17 protein-coding genes are annotated in these 18,167 nt (G+C 46.6%); 6 read left to right on the top strand and 11 right to left on the bottom strand.

The genetic code is table 11. The features are described from left to right. The 5 genes from FHW36_RS05470 to FHW36_RS05450 all read right to left on the bottom strand — a co-directional run bounded on the left by FHW36_RS05470 (position 1) and on the right by FHW36_RS05450 (position 5,460). Entirely contained in the window at positions 1-1,086 is a 1,086-nt protein-coding gene (locus FHW36_RS05470; RefSeq protein ID WP_145663489.1) for a HesA/MoeB/ThiF family protein, read from the bottom strand. Positions 1,087-1,127: 41 nt separating this feature from the next. Then, entirely contained in the window at positions 1,128-1,676 is a 549-nt protein-coding gene (locus FHW36_RS05465; protein ID WP_145663486.1) for a GNAT family N-acetyltransferase, read from the bottom strand. Between the two features lie 64 nt (positions 1,677-1,740). Then, positions 1,741-3,009, bottom strand: a complete 1,269-nt coding sequence (serS, locus tag FHW36_RS05460) for a serine--tRNA ligase (protein ID WP_145663483.1) — start codon at positions 3,007-3,009, stop codon at positions 1,741-1,743. Between the two features lie 62 nt (positions 3,010-3,071). Next, positions 3,072-4,739, bottom strand: a complete 1,668-nt coding sequence (locus FHW36_RS05455; RefSeq protein WP_145663480.1) for an NAD+ synthase — start codon at positions 4,737-4,739, stop codon at positions 3,072-3,074. 31 nt (positions 4,740-4,770) lie between these two features. Beyond that, on the bottom strand, positions 4,771-5,460 hold the full coding sequence (locus FHW36_RS05450) for a porin family protein (RefSeq protein WP_145663477.1): 690 nt from the start codon (positions 5,458-5,460) through the stop codon (positions 4,771-4,773). A gap of 73 nt (positions 5,461-5,533) precedes the next feature. Between FHW36_RS05450 and gldB the strand changes: the two genes are divergently transcribed. Further along, positions 5,534-6,571 (top strand): gliding motility lipoprotein GldB, encoded by a 1,038-nt coding sequence (gldB, locus tag FHW36_RS05445; RefSeq protein ID WP_145663474.1) that lies wholly within the window; start codon positions 5,534-5,536, stop codon positions 6,569-6,571. A 26-nt stretch (positions 6,572-6,597) separates the two neighbouring features. On the opposite strand, the gene apaG is transcribed toward gldB, so the two are convergent. From apaG to FHW36_RS05420, 5 genes are all read right to left on the bottom strand, one after another. Further along, positions 6,598-6,984, bottom strand: a complete 387-nt coding sequence (apaG, locus tag FHW36_RS05440; RefSeq protein ID WP_106526994.1) for a Co2+/Mg2+ efflux protein ApaG — start codon at positions 6,982-6,984, stop codon at positions 6,598-6,600. A gap of 83 nt (positions 6,985-7,067) precedes the next feature. After that, the gene (locus tag FHW36_RS05435; RefSeq protein WP_145663472.1) at positions 7,068-7,394 is read right to left on the bottom strand and encodes a DUF4157 domain-containing protein; all 327 of its coding nucleotides are present in this window, start codon (positions 7,392-7,394) and stop codon (positions 7,068-7,070) included. Further along, positions 7,382-8,326, bottom strand: a complete 945-nt coding sequence (locus FHW36_RS05430) for a DUF5777 family beta-barrel protein (RefSeq protein WP_145663469.1) — start codon at positions 8,324-8,326, stop codon at positions 7,382-7,384. The genes FHW36_RS05435 and FHW36_RS05430 overlap by 13 nt, the downstream gene beginning before the upstream one ends. A gap of 11 nt (positions 8,327-8,337) precedes the next feature. Beyond that, entirely contained in the window at positions 8,338-8,889 is a 552-nt protein-coding gene (locus FHW36_RS05425; protein WP_145663445.1) for a YceI family protein, read from the bottom strand. Positions 8,890-8,905: 16 nt separating this feature from the next. Beyond that, the gene (locus FHW36_RS05420; protein ID WP_145663440.1) at positions 8,906-9,253 is read right to left on the bottom strand and encodes a hypothetical protein; all 348 of its coding nucleotides are present in this window, start codon (positions 9,251-9,253) and stop codon (positions 8,906-8,908) included. 155 nt (positions 9,254-9,408) lie between these two features. Here FHW36_RS05420 and FHW36_RS05415 point away from each other — a divergent pair, with 155 nt between their 5' ends. From FHW36_RS05415 to FHW36_RS05405, 3 genes are all read left to right on the top strand, one after another. Continuing rightward, complete coding sequence (locus tag FHW36_RS05415; RefSeq protein ID WP_145663437.1) at positions 9,409-10,689, top strand: UDP-N-acetylmuramoyl-tripeptide--D-alanyl-D-alanine ligase; 1,281 nt, start codon at positions 9,409-9,411, stop codon at positions 10,687-10,689. A gap of 117 nt (positions 10,690-10,806) precedes the next feature. Further along, positions 10,807-14,145: a TonB-dependent receptor gene (locus tag FHW36_RS05410; protein ID WP_246121076.1), complete on the top strand. Its 3,339-nt coding sequence runs from the start codon at positions 10,807-10,809 to the stop codon at positions 14,143-14,145. A gap of 131 nt (positions 14,146-14,276) precedes the next feature. After that, positions 14,277-15,560: an HAD-IB family phosphatase gene (locus FHW36_RS05405; protein WP_145663434.1), complete on the top strand. Its 1,284-nt coding sequence runs from the start codon at positions 14,277-14,279 to the stop codon at positions 15,558-15,560. Positions 15,561-15,586: 26 nt separating this feature from the next. Here the strand turns inward: FHW36_RS05405 and FHW36_RS05400 are convergent, their stop codons facing one another. Further along, on the bottom strand, positions 15,587-16,132 hold the full coding sequence (locus FHW36_RS05400) for a carboxymuconolactone decarboxylase family protein (protein ID WP_145663431.1): 546 nt from the start codon (positions 16,130-16,132) through the stop codon (positions 15,587-15,589). 190 nt (positions 16,133-16,322) lie between these two features. Between FHW36_RS05400 and FHW36_RS05395 the strand changes: the two genes are divergently transcribed. Beyond that, positions 16,323-16,910: an RNA polymerase sigma-70 factor gene (locus tag FHW36_RS05395; RefSeq protein ID WP_145663428.1), complete on the top strand. Its 588-nt coding sequence runs from the start codon at positions 16,323-16,325 to the stop codon at positions 16,908-16,910. Positions 16,911-17,000: 90 nt separating this feature from the next. Then, positions 17,001-17,993 (top strand): FecR family protein, encoded by a 993-nt coding sequence (locus FHW36_RS05390; protein WP_145663425.1) that lies wholly within the window; start codon positions 17,001-17,003, stop codon positions 17,991-17,993. The last annotated feature ends 174 nt before the right edge of the window (positions 17,994-18,167 follow it).

Genomic DNA, 18,167 nt, shown 5'->3' with positions numbered 1-18,167 from the left:
TTAGTAAGTTTGCATTTGGTCATCTATGACACAAGCCCAGGCATGAATACCGCCCTCCACATTGTATATTCGTTTGAAACCCGCTGCTACCAGGCGTTGCGCCACGGCGCGGCTACGCATACCATGGTGACAAAGCACCGCTATCGGCATATCGGCCGGTAATGCGGCGATCCGTTGCATCACTTCTCCCATGGGAATATGCAGCGAAGGTGATATATGGCAAATATCCCACTCATCTATCTCCCGCACATCCAGTAGGGTAAAGCGGGTATTATTTTCCTGCCACTGCGCCAGTTCGTCCACAGATAAGGATTGTACGCCGGCCACCTCGCAAACGGTTTGTTTGTAGTTGGCCTGTAAAGCAGTTATCTGCCGGTTGGCAGCTACTGGAGAGATGTTAAATACCACGTGGTTATTATGCAGCGTATCAATGGTCATTAACTGGTTGCGCAAGGGTGTTCCAATACCTGTGATCACCTTTACGGTTTCATTGGCCTGGTAACAACCAATGATGCCGGGTAATACGCCTAGCACCCCAATATCGCTGCAGTTCAGCATTTCACCGCTTTCGGGCGGTTCGGGAAACAGGCAACGGTAGGTAGCCCCTTCCTGGTAGTTAAACACACTTACCTGTCCCTCGTATTTATAGATAGCACCATATACCAGTGGTTTCCCGGTAATTACACAGGCATCATTGACCAGGTAGCGGGTACCGAAATTATCGGAGCAATCAACAATCACATCATAAGCGGCAAAAAGCGCCAGGGCGTTTTCGGTAGTGAGCCAGGTATCGTGTACTACATGGGTAACCTCTGGATTCAGTGCCTGCAGGCGTTTTGCGGCCAGGGTTACTTTAGGTTGTCCCTGATCGGCGGTATGATAAAGTACTTGCCTTTGCAGGTTGGTAACAGATACCATATCATGCTCCACGATACCAATACGGCCAATGCCCATGGCAGTCAGATACTGTAATACGGGTACGCCCAGGCCACCAGCGCCTATTACCAATACTTTGGCTTGTTGTAATAATGCCTGTTTCTGTGGTCCAAATCCCTCCAACCGGGTTTGACGGTCATATCGGTCCATGCGCATGGTTTTAGACGTTAAAAATAATCGTATTCCAGTAATTATGGCAGTGGTTTTATTTGCAGGTACATAGTGATCAGGTCTACATAGGCGCCATTTTTTTGCAGGATGCCGCGGGGCAGGCGTCCACACTCCATAAAACCGAAGTTGCGGTATAACTGCATGGCTTTTTCGTTGGTAGCAAATACCTGTAGGGAAAGCAGGTATAAATCCGGGCGTTCTTCCGCCCAGCGTAGCATAGCGGTCATCAGTCGGCGGCCTATTCCCATGTTATTCCACTGGCTTTCTACGGCAATGCCCATTTCTGCAGAGTGGGCCTTTTTATGTAAACCGCTGTGGTTAACATTGACAGAGCCTACAATATTACCTTTTACGATAGCCAGTAATAAGAGTTGATGGGGATTATCGAGATAGCCCTGGATATAATCCTGTTCGGAGTGGATATCCAGCTCCAATGACTCACGGTGGGTAAAAAGGAGAAAGTCCGTTTCCCGGGTCAGGCGCTGGAAGCTGGCCAGCAGCCCTGCTGCATCCTGTAATACAGGCGGGCGAATAATGAGTTCATCGCCATTGGGAAGGAAATGTTTCATGTACACATCGGCATATCCGATGATCTGGTGACCAGCGTTCTGGCCACCAGATCATTGTGGGTAATTATATCATATGGCTACCAAAGTAAGACTGCAGCACGGTTGGCACCTGGATACCTTCAGCTGTCTGGTTGTTTTCCAACAGGCAGGCAAGAATACGGGGCAACGCCAGGGAGCTGCCATTCAGGGAATGCACTAACTGCGGCTTACCATTGTTTTCCTTGAAGCGTATTTTCATACGATTGGTCTGGTACGCTTCAAAGTTGCTCACAGAGCTCACTTCCAGCCATTTTTGCTGGGCGGCGCTATACACTTCGAAGTCGTAGGTGATGGCAGAGGTGAAGCTCATATCGCCGGCGCATAAGCGCAGAATACGATAAGGCAGCTCCAGCTGGTTCAGCAGCGTTTCCACATGCGCAATCATTTCATCCAGCGCCTCAAAAGATTTTTCGGGATGTACCAGCTGTACAATTTCTACTTTATCAAACTGGTGCACCCGGTTTAATCCACGTACATCTTTACCATAAGAACCGGCTTCGCGGCGGAAGCAGGGCGTATAGGCCGTCATTTTGATGGGCAGATCGGTATCTTTCACGATTTCATCGCGATAGATATTGGTTACCGGTACTTCTGCCGTAGGAATGAGATAGTAGTTATCTTCCGTGGCATGATACATCTGGCCTTCTTTGTCGGGCAGCTGACCAGTGCCATAAGCAGAGGCTTCGTTTACCAGGTAAGGTGGCGCGTATTCGGTATACCCGTTGCTGGTATTATAATCCAGGAAATACTGGATTAAAGCGCGTTGTAAACGGGCGCCCCTGTTTTTGAAAACAGGAAAACCGCTGCCGGTAATTTTGTTGCCCAGCTCAAAGTCAATCAGGTCATATTGTTTCGCCAGGTCCCAGTGAGGAACAGCGCCTGCATACAGGTCAGGAATCTTACCGCCGCTGCGCACGATTTCGTTTTCTTCGGGCGTTTTACCGGCGGGCACCATCGCAGCAGGCAGGTTAGGCAGCTTTACCAGGGTATCGTGCAATGCCTTTTCAGTAGCATTCAATTCTTCATTTACAGGTCCCAGGCGGTCTTTCAAAGCCGCTACAGCAGCACGCTGCGCTTCTCCTTCTTCTTTCTTGCCCTGCGCCATCAGTTTCCCTATTTCTTTAGACAAACTGTTTACCTGTGCTTGGGTTTCATCGTATTCCAGGGTTAATTTCTTGCGCTTGTCGTCCAGGGCCAACACTTCTTCCACTACTTCCAGTTCTTTGAAATTCTTAAAGGCCAGACGCTCCAGCACAAATTCTTTATTTTGACGTATAAACGGTACTTGTAACATGTGTTGTATGATAAAATTTTGACAAAGATAATAAAAGAGCGAAAAGCCATATCGCTTTCAGCTCAACTAAGATATTTCCCCACAATAGGTACCCTGCGGCCCACACCAAAAGCCTTGGAAGATACCCGGATAATGGGGCAGAATTGATTTCGCTTGTATTCATTGGTGTTCACCATCTTTAAGGTCCGCGAAACCAACGCCGAGTCGAAGCCCTGTGCTACAATTTCACGAGGGCCCTGACGGCGCTCAATATACTGATACAGGATGCGATCCAGTATCGCGTAGTCTGGTAAGCTGTCGCTGTCTTTCTGATCAGGGCGCAGCTCTGCTGATGGCGCCTTATCAATAATATTCGCCGGTATGATCTCTTTCTCCCGGTTAATATACCGTGCCAGGGAATATACCTGCATCTTATACACATCTCCCAAAACAGACAAACCTCCCGCCATATCGCCATATAAAGTACCATAACCGGTAGACAACTCGCTCTTGTTGGAGGTATTCAGCAAGATATAGCCAAATTTGTTAGACAAGCCCATTAAGAGATTTCCCCTGATACGGGATTGGGTATTTTCTTCCGCCACATTAAATGGCAGCCCTTTAAAATAAGGCTCCAGCGTGGCCAGGAAGGTTTCGTAGATATCATTAATGCGAATGATATCGTAAGGGTTGCCCAGGTTCCTGGACAGTGCCACGGCATCATCTACAGAGTGGCTGGTAGAATAGGGAGAAGGCATCAATACAGCCCTCACATTATCTTTACCCAATGCCTCGCAGGCAATAGCCAGGGTAACTGCGCTGTCAATACCGCCGGAAGAGCCCAGGATGGCTTTGGTAAAGCCCATTTTACCAAAATAATCGCGAATGCCCATCACCAGTGCATCGTAAATACGGTGAATATTATGATCGAACTCCAGCGCCATGAGCGGTGTAAAGCCGGAAGGTTTCACCGGTGGTAAATTGCTACCCACCAGCTTTTCCAGCTCTATGCCTCCCATCGCCTCTTCGAAGTAAGGTAGTTCTTTAACGATATTGCCCTGGGCATCATAAATCAGGGAGCCACCATCGAATACAATTTCTGTCTGGGAACCCACGGTATTACAGTAATACAGCGGAATCTTGTATTTTAATACATTGGCCAGGATAATTTCCTTCCTGTCTTCATCATGGTCATAGTCAAACGGAGAAGCAGAAAGGTTAATCATTACATCCGGCTCCTGGGCAATCAGCTGATCCATCGGACAGATACGGTACAGGGGATTATCTCCCAGGTTCCAGATATCTTCACAGATGGTGACGGCCAGCTTTTTTCCTTTAAATGGAATAATGTTCCATTCGTAAGAAGGCTCGAAATACCGGTATTCATCAAATACATCGTAGGTAGGCAACAGGGTTTTGTGAACGACCTGTTTTACTTCCCCCTCGTACAGGAACCAGGCCGCATTAAAGAGGTCTTTCCCTTCCCGTTGTGCGTTCCGGGCCGGGGCGCCTACTAAAACGGCGATATCGCTGGTATGTGTTTTAATCACATCAATGGCTTTGTGGCACTGTGCGATAAAGTCTTCAAACTCCAGGAAATCACGCGGAGGATATCCGCAAACGCACAACTCTGAAAACACGACCAGGTCGGCGCCCTGTGCTTTGGCCGCCTGGATGCCGGCTATAATCTTCTCTGTATTTTTCTCGAAATTGCCTATATGATAATTCTGTTGCGCCAGTATAATATTCATAGTAATAAAGTGAGCTGATTCAAAAAAACGGCTAGAAGAATATTCCCAGCCGCAGGGCGAAGTTATTCATATTTACCCTGCCATCATTCCATTTTGCATTGCGGGTTACATCTACAAACCCGTTCTGGTAGGTAACGCCCACCAGGCCGGTCAAATTCTCGCCCAGTGGATATTCTACGCCTCCTCCTATCAACATACCAATGTTAATGCGGTTCATGTCCGACAGGATATTTACCCGGTCGTACGACTGGCTGCCACTCACCACATTGGCACGGCCGCTCACCGGGAAATCGAGGTAGCTACCAAATTGCCCCCACCACACGATATCATTTTCCATGGGCACCGACTTCAGTTTCAGCGCTACGGGGATTTCGATATAGGTGAGCTTCATATTATATTCGGCCGTATTGCCGCTATAGCTGCTCAATCCTTTACCGGCATCGTATTGCAGCTTGCTGCCTGCCAGCATCACCTGGAATCCCGAGGAGAGGGCATAGGTGCCCCTGTCGTTGAGGTTAAAGTCGGCCATGAGCCCGAAATTAAGCCCAGCCTTAGCACTGTTGCGGTTTACGCCCGATTCCTGCGGTTTTAACACCGATATCATCGGGTTCAATGTAAATCCCAGCCTGGTTCCATGTCTGAAAGCCCGGGGGCCGCCATACTGACCCATACTTACCTGTGTGATACCCGTAATGGCCAGCAAAAAGAGAATCTTCTTCATAGATGATGCTAGTTCACAATTTTTTATAATACAAGGTAAATAATAATTTTACCTTAGATGAGTTTTAAGAGTGATGCAAAGTTACATTAATAAATATACCCTGCTGACAGCCAGCCTGATTGCCCTGCTGGGGATGGCGGCCTGTACATCGGGGCCCAAAGCCCCGGACGTAAGTCATATACCCATGACCGTTAGTGTATCGCGCTTTGATTCGGCCCTGTTCACTATCGACACCACTGCCATGCAACCCGGTCTTGCGAGGCTACATGCCAGCTACCCGGTATTTCTGCCCCTGTATGTAACGGATATTATGAACCTGGGCGCCTATTCCGATAGCAGCAGTACGGTACAGCAACAGCTGCATATGTTCCTGACCACACCCGACTTCCGTCACCTGGAACAATCGGTACAGGCAAAATTTGGCGACGGGTCTGCGCTAAACGCTCAGCTGGCACAGTGTTTCCGGTATATTAAATATTATATTCCTTTCTTTCATCCGCCAAAAGTGGTCACTTTTATTTCGGGAATAGCCAATTATGGTGCCATTACAGTGGACACTATCCTGGGAATAGGGCTGGATATGTACATGGGAGCTGACTTTCCTCCCTATGCCCAGATCCCTGACTACCCGGATTATATGATACGCCGCTTTGCCCCCGAGTACATTACCACCAACTGTATGCAGGTGATACAGCAACAATTATATCCCCCTGCGCGTAAAAATGCGAACCTGCTGGAACAGATGATGGAAGCGGGTAAGCAACAGTATTTCCTGGATAAGGTACTCCCCGGTACTCCAGACACCGTGAAACTGGGATATACCAAGAGTCAGCTGGACTGGTGCTATGACAATGAGCAGATGATCTGGCAGTTTTTTGTGCAGAATAACCTGGTGTACTCCAGCGACTGGCAGCAAATCAATCATTTTGTGGGTGATGGCCCTTCTACACAGGGCATGCCCGAGGGCGCTCCAGGCAAAATCGCCAATTTCGTGGGCTGGCAGATCATAAAGAAATATATGAATGAGCACAAGGAGGTTACCTTGCAGCAATTAATGGAATCGAAAGATATGACGGAAATCTTTAAGGCCACCAAATACAGGCCTAAATAACGGTTACAGGCTAAACGAAGACAGGATTAGTTGAGTTTGAAAGGAACGACCATCTGGAATTCAGGGATTTTCACCTCGAGAATTTTCTTGTCCAGTTGGTTTTCCATCTGATAAGTACCATACATCTTACCAATCTCTGTTCTGAGATTGGATCCCGAGACATACTGGTAAGTTTCACCGGGCGCCAGCAGTGGTTGAACACCTACAACACCTTCTCCTTCCACTTCACGATGTGTGCCGTTAGAATCGATAATATACCAGTGACGGCGCAGCAACTTGATGGGGAAAGTGTTATTGTTTTCAATGGTAATGCGGTAAGCAAACATGAATTCGCTTCCAATTGGATTTGAATAATCCGGCTGGTAGAATGTCTCCACGCTGATGGTGATGCCCTCTGTTACCTTCTTAACCATAAAATCAACCTTTAACGTAAAAATAAGAAAAATAAAACCAGTGGTTGGAAAAAATCTGGTATCTGCCCTACTTTAACGATTCTTTAGATTATTTCAATGTTGTCTAGTATAGCCGGATCTTGTTCAGCGGCCCTAGCTGCTACCTCCAGGATGTTGTTATAATAGCCCCTGCGCAGGTATTCAGCGAAATATCTCCATAGAAATCCAAAAAATCCAAAACGCTGGTACTGTTTTATATGGCAAGCCTCGTGCCGCATCCAGGCAACGTCTGACAAAAAACGTTCCCGGGACGCTCCATGCAGGTGGATGGTGCGTCCCAGGACCATGGCTACAGATTGTACCCGCATAAAGCGGGCTGCGACCTTCGCCAGCCTTGAATTTTCACGTATGCGACAGATTATTTTTTCCAATCCTTCTTCCCGAATAACGTAAATCTACGGGAAATATTGAAACCCCAGCGGAATTGCCCCTGCAACCAGGAGGTAGTGGTTTCCGGAATAAATTGGTTTTCCAGGATGGCGGTGGAGTTGGTAAAGGTGATGCTGAATACGTGGCCCCCGGTTTCTATTTCCAGTCCCACGCCCAGCGGGTTATAGAATTTAGTGCCCAACGATTTGAAATAATCTTTGCTTTCAGCGGTGCGGAACGGATAATAATACTCTGCCAGTAATCCCAGGCGTTTACTCAGCTTCAAACGGCCGGCAGCACCCAGGGCAAACATATTATTCATATCCATATATGAAACCCGGTTACGGTGTACATAAGTCGGCATCAACGTGAAGGACAGCCGCTCGGCAAATTTGCGGGATACCAGCGCCTGGGCCACATACGTCATACGGTCGGCCGTAGTCCCAAAATAATCGGGCACCGATTTATCTGCGGCCGACGGCATACCACTGATTACCATATTACCGAATACCGCTACAGATACTGGTACATAGTCATCCCTGGTTTGCTGAAGAAACCGGTACTTCACCAGTCCTTCGTACAACTGGCGCAGGTTACCGGCACCTTTACTCCGGCTGATCCCTACCATGAGGTCATCGGAAATCCCATACTCAAAGGCAATACGGATATCGGTAGAGTTATCGGTACCAAAAAACGTTTTGGTGCCTCCAAACTCACCCCCCGCGTCACCAAAGCGGTGTGCCACCCGGAAGTCCAGCTCATGTTTGCGGAGCGTTTCGGTAGACTGGCCCTGGATAATGCGGGTCGATTTATATGTATCCAGCACGCGTGTATGTGTAGTACCGGTGCTGTCGAACAGCTTCTCCAGGCTGTTCTGAGCCTGCGCGGCAGTGCCGGCGGCGAGACATAATAATATAGCAGGTATAATTTTCATGTAGTCATTGATTATTTATTACTGTAAGGAGTATAAATTGCATTGACGGTTACCGCTACCACTTCCGCGATATTCTTCACTACCAGTGAAGGGACTTTGATATGGTGATCAGCTACCCGTACGTTGAAAGTGGAATTTACGGTAATGGTATTCCCCTGGGTGGCCAGGGTGCCTTTGGCAGTATATACTTTGTCCACCCCGTGAATATTAAGTGTGCCCGTTACCGTTACCGGGAAAGTGCCCTCTTTACTGAAGTCTACGTCTTCATTGATTTTTCCCTTGAATTCAGCGAAAGGGTATTTATCACTTTCGAGATAATTTTCATTAAAATGTTCTTGCATCAGCTTCTTTTTAAAGTCGAAGGAGCTGATAGCCACCTTAAAAAAAACTTCTTTTGTTTTCTTATTGAGGGCAGAGGCGCCCTTATCTGTTTTAGCTTCAATGTCTTCCATTGGGGCGGAAGAAAAGAAAGATAAACGGGCATTTTTGCAGGTATACACGTCTTGTGCGGTGGCACTTGTTACCATCAGCCATGCGCTCACCAAAAGCAGCCAGTATTTCATATTGATCTGTTTTAGGTTATTGATCAGGAAGCCCATGTGCTATCCAGCAGGCGATAGAATCTTTCATGCCCTGGCTCAGCGCCGGAAAGCCCTGTGACTGGGGCATATCGGCCAGTGAACCAATAGCCCGCAGCTCAAACGTAGAGCGGTGCGTATTGATATAGGACTTTAATGTAGTGGCGGTAGAGAAATCGGCCACAGCAGGAGAATTGCCGCCGGGATGGCAGCCCCGGTTGGTACAATTGGTCTGTATCGCCGCCAGCGCATAACTAGTGGTGATCTTGGCTACATCGCAGTTAACGCCACCACTCACCGGCGATGGCGCCTGCTCATTCTTACAGGCTGCAGCTAATAATAAACTCATGAATAAAAAAATGGTAATCCTCCTCATAGGTTATCCAAAATTTGTTGTTCTCAGTTAATACGAGAGACTTCAATAATTGGTTGCGTAATCAGGAATAAAATTCTACTATATTACATGATTAACCACTTATTTTTGCACCAAATAAGCTTTTGACCGTGAATATTGAACAACTATACAGCATCTATGAGCAACATCGCTCGGTACAAACAGATACCCGGAAACTGAAACCCAACGATATTTTCTTTGCCCTCAAGGGAGGTAACTTCAATGGTAATGAATTTGCCGCCAAAGCATTAGAAATGGGCGCCGCCTTTGCGGTGGTAGATGAAGCAGCGTATTATACCGTACCTGAAAAAATGATGCTGGTAGAAGATGCCCTGGTTACTTTGCAACAACTGGCCTTACGGCACCGGCAACAGCTTAATATCCCCTTCCTGGCTATCACCGGTACTAACGGGAAAACCACTACGAAAGAACTGATTAACGCAGCCTTGTCTGCCGGATTAAAAACATATGCCACGGTGGGCAACCTGAATAACCATATTGGCGTACCCCTCACCATCTTAAGCATACAACCCGATGTACAAATAGCCGTGATAGAAATGGGCGCTAATCACCAGCAGGAAATAGCGGCCTATTGCCAGATAGCCCTGCCCACCCATGGTATCATCACTAACATTGGAAAGGCACACCTGGAAGGCTTTGGCAGCGAAGAAGGCGTTAAAAAAGCAAAAGGAGAGCTGTATGACTTCCTGCGCAGCAACAACGGAACCGCGTTTGTTTGTAACGACTACGGCTACCTGATGGAAATGGCCAAAGGCATCCCGCATATCATTACCTATGGTGGCCAGGAAGCCGACTTTGTAGGGGAAGCCGTTACCGACAGCGCATTCCTGGCTGTGGAAGTAAGGGGTAACAGCCAGGTAGGCTTTATCCAAACCCAACTGGTAGGCGCTTATAACTTCCCCAATGTGATGGCGGCAGTAGCCGTAGCCACGCATTTTGGCGTTGCTGAAAAAGATATTGCCCCGGCCATTGCACATTATGCCCCTTCCAACAACCGCTCCCAGGTTATTGTACAGGGTAGTAATACCATCATCATGGATGCCTACAATGCCAATCCTTCCAGCATGAAGGCCGCCATTGAAAACTTTGCCAGCCTCTCCGCCAGCAAAAAGATACTCATGCTGGGCGCTATGATGGAACTGGGCGCCGATAGTATCAAAGAACACCAGGCATTGGTATCCCTACTGGAACGCCTACACTGGGATGCCGTGGTATTGGTAGGCGGCGACTTTAAGAAAGTAACCCATCCTTATATTTATCTTGAGAATGCTGCCGAAGCGGCAAAATGGCTTCAACAGCAACAATTTGAGCACGCCCATATACTCATTAAAGGTTCAAGGAGCACTGGTATGGAAAAGGTAATTGCGTAGCAGGCCTTTCACATGATATGCATAATTCAGATTATTTGTTAACGATTTCATAATTGTAGTATTTTTAATACTTCAATTTGACATTTGAACTTTACCCAAAATCTGAATTGCATGTACATGAAAATCTGTCGTTACCTCATTTGTATGTTGTGTAGCGCGCTATTAATCCCCACCGCCTTGTTAGCACAGGAAACCACCGCTGATATAGCAGGCATTGTCGGAAGCAAAGAAGGTGCCGTGCCCGGAGCCAGTATCGTAGCCACTCACGTACCAACAGGCACCAAGTACAACACCGTTTCCCGTAAAGACGGTCGTTTCAATTTACCTAACCTGCGTGTGGGCGGTCCCTATACGCTGACGATCTCCTACATCGGCTTTAAAGATGAAAAAAGGGAAAACATCTTCCTGTCGCTCGGCCAGGAGTACAAAGCAGATGTAAACCTACAGCCAAGTACCAGCACCTTAACAGAAGTAGTAGTTACTTCCGGCGTGCAGAACAAAGTGATCAACAAAGCCCGCACCGGTAGCCAGGAGGTAATTACCCGCGCCCAGATGGATCGCTTACCTACTGTAAGCCGCTCTATGCAGGACTTTACCCGGCTTACCCCTTCTGCCAACGGGTTAAATATCGGCGGCAGAAGCAACCAGTTAAACAACATCACAGTAGATGGCGCCAACTTCAACAACTCTTTTGGCTTGCAACCTACGCTGGGATCCCAGACTTCTTCTCAGCCTATCAGCCTGGAAGCGCTGGAACAAATACAGGTAAACGTATCCCCTTATGATGTAAGACAGGGTGGATTTTCCGGCGCCGGTATCAACAGCGTTACCAAAAGCGGTACCAATACCTTTAAAGGAACGGTATATACCTACATACAAACACCTGGCTTACAGGGAAGAAAAGTAGGTACTGTTACTGTTCCCAAGCCAGATTTCAACTATAACCTGCGCGGATTCAACGTAGGCGGTGCTATCGTTCCCAGCAAACTGTTCTTCTTCGTAAGTGCAGAACAGGAAAGAATTAAAGCCCCTGCCACCAGCCTTGTAGCCAATAAACCAGGCGGCGTAGCCGGTGGAAACGTATCCCAGGCGGTAGCCGATACCCTGGATGCGCTCAAACAATTCCTGATAAAAAACTATGGCTATAATCCAGGTGATTACCAGGACTATACCTACAGAACCCAAAGCGATAAAATTACTGTTAAGATCGACTGGAACGTAAACGACCACAATACGTTTACCTTCAAATACAACTACCTGAAATCCTTCCGCGACATTGCGGCCAGCAATAGTGGCGCACCAGGCGGAGGAGCAGTGGGAAGCGGCCGTCAGCCAAGTGCTACCGGCTTACCATTTAGCGGTAGCGGTTATACCATCAATAACAACTTCAACATCTTTATTGCGGAATTAAATACCCGTATCGGCAACCGCGCCTCCAATAAGCTGCAGGTAGGATTTTCCGCTATGCGCGATTTCCGTAAGGCATTGTCTGAAGGCAATTTCCCGCTGGTAGATATTATGAATGGTCAGGGCGCCAGCTACACCGCTTTCGGCTATGAACCATTCACCTACAACAATAAACTCAATACCAACGTATTCCAGTTGTCCGATATCTACACCATGTATAGAGGAAAACATGAAATTACGATCGGTACCCAAAACTATTACAAAACATTCCTGAATGGTTTTGCACCTAATTACAATGGTAACTATCGCTTCAACACGCTGCAGGACTTCTACGCCAGCGCCATCAATGGATCGCCTACTGCGTCCCGTTATGCGTTGAGCTATGCTACCACATCGGATAAATCGTTCCCATATGCTAAAATCAATATGCTGGAACTGGGCGCCTTTGTTCAGGATAAATGGAGCGTAAATAACTACTTTACGCTGACCTATGGATTACGTGTAGACGTTCCTGTTATAGGCAGTACCTTCAGCAGAAATGATTCCCTGACAGCACTTACCTTCAGAGATGGTGTCAAAATAGATGTGGGCCAGGCGCCTAAAACAACCCCGTTGTTTTCACCGAGAGTAGGTTTCAACTGGAACGTAACCCACGATGGCAAAACGCAGATCCGTGGTGGCGCCGGTTTATTTGCTGGTCCTCCGCCTGCCGTATGGTTGAGCAACCAGGCTGGTAACAATGGTGTACAGTTTGGCTCGTTCACCGCGCAAACCAGCAACACCGTTCCGGTTATCAACTATCCATTCAGCCAAAATCCGGATACCTATAAGAAAAACTTTGAAGGCAAATTATCTCCTAACTATAACATAGCAGTTACCGATAAAAACTTCAAATATCCACAGGCATTAAAGGCAACGTTGGCGGTAGACCGTCAGCTGCCCGGAGGTATTATCGGTACGGTGGAATTCAACTATACCAAAGATATCAACGCGGTATATTTCCAGAACGTGAATCTGCCTGCTACCGGTTTCCAGCTGGACAGTACGCCTGATCACCGCCTCCGCTACAGCAGCTCTAAAATATATGCAGGCAACAGCCTGAGCAACCCTAATATCAGCGACGCTATCCTGATGCGTAATACCAATAAGGGTTACTCTTACTTTGCCACTATCCAGCTGCAAAAAAACACGCCTAATCTTTACCTGAGCGCTGCCTATACTTATAGCAAATCGCGTAGCGTAAATGATGGTGGTAGCATTGCACAGAGCAACTGGCGCGATCGCCCGGTAGCAGGCGACCCTAACGCCAATGAACTGGGTTATTCCAACTACTACCTGCCACACCGCGTTGTATTGGCCGCTACTTACCGGTTCAACTGGGCTAAACACTTCGCTACCTCCTTCGGTATGATCTATGAAGCATCACCCAGCCTGAATGGCCTGTATAATGCTACTTCCTATACCTATAATGGCGACGTGAATAACGATGGTTCCGGCGGAAACAATGACCTGATCTACATCCCACGAAATAAAAATGAAATTAAGCTGGTACCGGTAGGTTATGGCGACAAAACCTATAACCCCGCCACCAATGCCGACAAACGTACAGCAGATATTATCTGGAACCAGTTGGATAATTTCATTAAGCAGGATAGTTACCTGAGCAGCCACAGGGGCGAATTTGCAGAACGTAATGCAGTAGTATTACCTTTCTCAAAAAGAATGGACGTTAATGTTACCCAGGATATTTATTTCTATAGTGGTAAAGATAAAACCAAGCATACCCTGCGTATCAGCCTGGATATTGTCAACTTCGGTAACCTGTTGAATAAAAACTGGGGCATTTCCAAAATGCCGAACGTACCTTCTTTCCTGAAGTATGAAGGACAAATAAAAGATGCCGCCGGCAACGGTACTGCGGCTCCTGCGTACTCTTTCCCATACCAGGATGCGGCTAACCAGATCCCGGTAACTAACTCCTGGAGAGATAATACCAATACCATTTCCCGTTGGCAAGGCCAGCTGGGTATCCGGTATATGTTTAATTAACAGCATCTCCTAAAATTTCAAACGGCCGTCTCAATATTTATGAGACGGCCGTTTTTTGTCTGAAAAATGCTATTTAAACTTCTATTTTTGTGCTCCAATTCGCAACAGCAGGCTATTTTAAAAACGAATCCGTGAGTAAAAAGTATTATATAATTGATTTTGACAGCACCTTTACGCAGGTGGAAGCCTTGGATGAACTGGCACGTATTTCCCTACAGGACCGCCCGGACAGAGAACTGATCTACAAAAAAATAGAAGATTTAACCAACCTGGCCATGGAAGGCAAGTTGTCGTTCCGGGAAAGCCTTGCCGGCAGGGTACAATTGCTGGAAGCCAATAAAGACCATCTGAAACAGCTGGTGAAACACTTAAAAAAGCTGGTATCTACCTCTTTTTCCAGGAACCGGAACTTTTTTAAACACCATGCCGACGATGTACTGATCGTATCCGGCGGATTTAAAGAGTTTATTACCCCGGTGGTACTGCCCTTTCATATTAAAAAAGAAAACATTTACGCCAACACCTTTGTCTTTAACGAAGAAGGAAAAATCATCGGCTATGATGAAAACAACCCACTCTCCAACGAAGGCGGCAAAGTAAAATTATTGAAAGAGCTACAGCTGCAAGGCGAAATACACGGTATCGGCGATGGTTATTCCGATTTCCAGCTCAAGGAATCCGGCATGATCAAGAAATTTTATGCGTTTACAGAAAATATAGAACGTAAGTCGGTGACCGAAAAGGCGGATCATATCACGCCCAGCCTGGATGAATTTTTATATGTCAACAACCTGCCTTCGGCCATCTCTTATCCAAAGAATCGTATTCAATGCCTGGTGGTGGGCGATGTACCCGAAGCAGCGGTAAAATACCTGAAAAAAGACGGCTTTACCGTAAAACAGGTCTCTTCCCTGGAAGACAAACAGTTGAAAGAAGCAGGAATAATTTTGTTGGGAAATAAGGAGTCTATCCCCGCAGAAAAACTGACCAAAGCCACCAAACTGAAGGTGATCGGCTACTTTGGCAATAGCAAAAAGCATATCCCGAAGGATGCCTGTACAGACAGGGGAATTGTCATCTTCGACAATATCAAAAAGCCCGAATCTGTTGCTAAGCATATCGCGAAATTTATTAATACCGGAGATGCTTTCAAAAGCAGCAATTTCCCCAATATACCATTACCCAAAGTAAAGAATGGTCATCGCCTTATCCATATTCACCGTAACGTACCGGGTATTATGGCCAGCGTGAACCAGGTACTGGCCGATATGCAGCTTAACATTGTATCGCAATTCCTGATGACAAATGAGCGGATTGGCTATGTAATTACAGATATCAACGCCGCATATGACAAAAAGGTATTGAAGGAACTGAAGCAGATTAAGGATACCATTAGTTTCAGGGTGGTATACTAAAACGGCAGTTAGCCATTAGCTAAAGGCTAATGGCTAATCTTGCAAAGCATGTCGGAATGAATATTGAGCCCGATATTGGTTAAATTATAAAGGTGCTCACTGCCCACCAGCCATACGATTTCACAGATTTCCCGTTCTGAAAAATGTGCCAGCAGCAGGGCAAACGTCGCTGGGTTTACTTTTTTATCTTTTGTAAGGTCAGTGACATAGTCTAGCGCCACCCGTTCGGCTTCTGAAAAAAGAGGGCTGGTGCTATAATGTGCAAGGGCGTCAAATTTTGCCTCGTCCATCGATTCCTTGACAACGCTCCAGCGGGCGGCATCCATACAAAAAAGACAGATATTGATACGCGCTACCTGTTCCCGGATCAGCATTACCAGTTCCCGCGACAATTGCAGCTTTTTGTCCAGTTGCGATACTTTTCCATAAAACATACCGAAGGCTGCCGGCAGGCGTACGGAATGCACTTTCAGCGGCATCAGCACTTTCCCGAATTGCTTACGGGTAAAGAAATATGCCAGTTTCATCATCAGCCCCTTGGGCTTTTCAATGGGAGATAAGAAGGTATCCATATGTTATTGTTTTTGTTTTATACCTTAATAAAGACTGACCGGACAGAAATTGGACAAGAGAAGGGAATTATTTTGAGATCACCCTGTTTTATTTACGTAACGCTCCTTTTTTATGCCGCATAAAGGCATTGTCTATTAATTTTATTATCATTATCTTGGATCAATTGTTTCAAAATACTTTTGTCAAGCTATGGGGGAGCCTGTAGAGGAAGGCCATCAGGCCGCCACGTTATTACTGCAAGAGTTTACCTCTCTTGAACTGGTCTTTAAAGAGTGCTACCCGGTTCTCCTCGCTTACGCCTGCAAATTTGTATCACGCGAAACGGCAGAAGATATCGTACAGGATGTTTTTGTACAGATATATAAAAAAGGTACTTCTCTACACATTACCACCAATATTAAAAGTTACCTGTTTCGCAGTATTCATAACAGCTGCCTGGATTATATCAAACACGAAGCCGTGCATCAGCGCTATATTAATGCAGCCTTTCCCACATTAACAGAAGCTGAGCTGAATTATTTTAGCCCCGATGGTCCCCGGCAAAGCCTGTTGGAACAAGACAACCTGGCAGCCAGCGTATGGCGGGCCATAGAAGAACTCCCGCCCAAATGCCGGGAGGTAGTGAAGCTCCGGTACCAGCAGGGGCTTAAAACAGGCGAAATTTCCGCCGCGATGGGTATTTCTTCCCGTACTGTGGAAACACAACTGTATAAAGCCATTAAGCAACTAAAGAGCATAGTGCGAAAAGTGAATTACCTGTTTTCAGTGATGTATTAATACCCCTGTTTTACCACCTCTTCATCTTTCTGAAAAAAAAATAAAAAAACTGTACGTAGAAATAATCCCCTTGTCGTCTAAATAAATGACATGTCACTACATTACAATACCAACGATTTGGATTATAGCATTTTAATAAAGTTCATCGAAGGTCAGGCCAGCCGGGAAGAAACAGCGGAGGTAGTTGCATGGTTGCAGGCATCACCCGGCAACCAGGTACTATATTTCCAGGTAAAAGACATCTTTGATCAGCAACTGGCAGCGAAGATTCCGGCCACCGCAGCCGAAGAAAGCTGGCGACAGGTAGCAGAGAAACTATCGGCTTCGTCGGAGCCGGCCCCTGTAAGGCGATTAGGCTGGCTGAAAGTGGCAGCGACAATAACTATACTATTACTGGCAGGAGGCACTGCCACTTACCTGCTTACCAGGACCGCCCCTCAGCCGGCGCCCCTGGCTGTATTGGTAGCTAAAAAAACAATGGTACAAACCATATTGCTGCCAGACAGCACCCGGATATGGGTTAAGCCGGGCAGTTCACTGAAAATGCGGGATACAAAAGATGGAGGTAACCGTGAAGTATGGCTGGAAGGCAGCGCCTATTTTGAAGTAGTTAAAAAGGCCTCCCAACCGTTTACTGTACATATTCCGGATATGACAGTAACCGTACTGGGAACTTCTTTTACCGTTAATGATGATCAACACCATTCCATGGTGGTGGTTAACACCGGTTTGATTAAAGCCACTGCCACTGCCTTTCAACAGGAACTGTTGCTACACCCGGGAGAAAGAGGAAAGATCGTGGATAACAAAATCCTGACAGATCTTACCAACCCGCAACTATACGCAGCCTGGAAGGATGGCAATTATAAATTTGAAAATACCTCCGTGGGGGAAATAAAAGAATTATTGCACGCAAACTACGGATATGAAGTAGAGATATTACAACCACAAAAATTCAAGGATACCAGGATCAGCGGACGAGTACTCATTACCGATGAAGTAAGCTTATGTAATGCATTGTCCGCCATGCTGGAAGCAGATGTTCATAAAACAGGTAACCGGATTATTATTCAACCAAAGTAAGCATGTTAAAACAAAGTATCGTCAAAAGCCGAAGGGATAATTATTAATTCTGAAAATTCTTATTGTGAAAAGCCTGGTTATTGCAGCCTTATGGGGCAACTGCGATGGTATGGTGCGCCTTATCGGATAAAATATTTATCATGTAAACCTTACTGACCAGGGTCACTACCAGCC

The organism is Chitinophaga polysaccharea (assembly GCF_007829335.1).
Lineage (GTDB): Bacteria > Bacteroidota > Bacteroidia > Chitinophagales > Chitinophagaceae > Chitinophaga > Chitinophaga polysaccharea_B.
Note: the sequence above shows the minus strand (reverse complement) of the source record. Positions and strands in the feature narration are given on the sequence as shown.

Excerpts from the sequence above, each read along its gene's own strand:
- FHW36_RS05470 (WP_145663489.1), bottom strand. The coding sequence starts at position 1,086 with ATGGACCGATATGACCGTCAAACCCGGTTGGAGGGATTTGGACCACAG.
- FHW36_RS05465 (WP_145663486.1), bottom strand. The coding sequence starts at position 1,676 with ATGAAACATTTCCTTCCCAATGGCGATGAACTCATTATTCGCCCGCCT.
- serS (WP_145663483.1), bottom strand. The coding sequence starts at position 3,009 with ATGTTACAAGTACCGTTTATACGTCAAAATAAAGAATTTGTGCTGGAG.
- FHW36_RS05455 (WP_145663480.1), bottom strand. The coding sequence starts at position 4,739 with ATGAATATTATACTGGCGCAACAGAATTATCATATAGGCAATTTCGAG.
- FHW36_RS05450 (WP_145663477.1), bottom strand. The coding sequence starts at position 5,460 with ATGAAGAAGATTCTCTTTTTGCTGGCCATTACGGGTATCACACAGGTA.
- gldB (WP_145663474.1), top strand. The coding sequence starts at position 5,534 with ATGCAAAGTTACATTAATAAATATACCCTGCTGACAGCCAGCCTGATT.
- apaG (WP_106526994.1), bottom strand. The coding sequence starts at position 6,984 with ATGGTTAAGAAGGTAACAGAGGGCATCACCATCAGCGTGGAGACATTC.
- FHW36_RS05430 (WP_145663469.1), bottom strand. The coding sequence starts at position 8,326 with ATGAAAATTATACCTGCTATATTATTATGTCTCGCCGCCGGCACTGCC.
- FHW36_RS05425 (WP_145663445.1), bottom strand. The coding sequence starts at position 8,889 with ATGAAATACTGGCTGCTTTTGGTGAGCGCATGGCTGATGGTAACAAGT.
- FHW36_RS05420 (WP_145663440.1), bottom strand. The coding sequence starts at position 9,253 with ATGAGTTTATTATTAGCTGCAGCCTGTAAGAATGAGCAGGCGCCATCG.
- FHW36_RS05410 (WP_246121076.1), top strand. The coding sequence starts at position 10,807 with ATGAAAATCTGTCGTTACCTCATTTGTATGTTGTGTAGCGCGCTATTA.
- FHW36_RS05400 (WP_145663431.1), bottom strand. The coding sequence starts at position 16,132 with ATGGATACCTTCTTATCTCCCATTGAAAAGCCCAAGGGGCTGATGATG.
- FHW36_RS05395 (WP_145663428.1), top strand. The coding sequence starts at position 16,323 with ATGGGGGAGCCTGTAGAGGAAGGCCATCAGGCCGCCACGTTATTACTG.
- FHW36_RS05390 (WP_145663425.1), top strand. The coding sequence starts at position 17,001 with ATGTCACTACATTACAATACCAACGATTTGGATTATAGCATTTTAATA.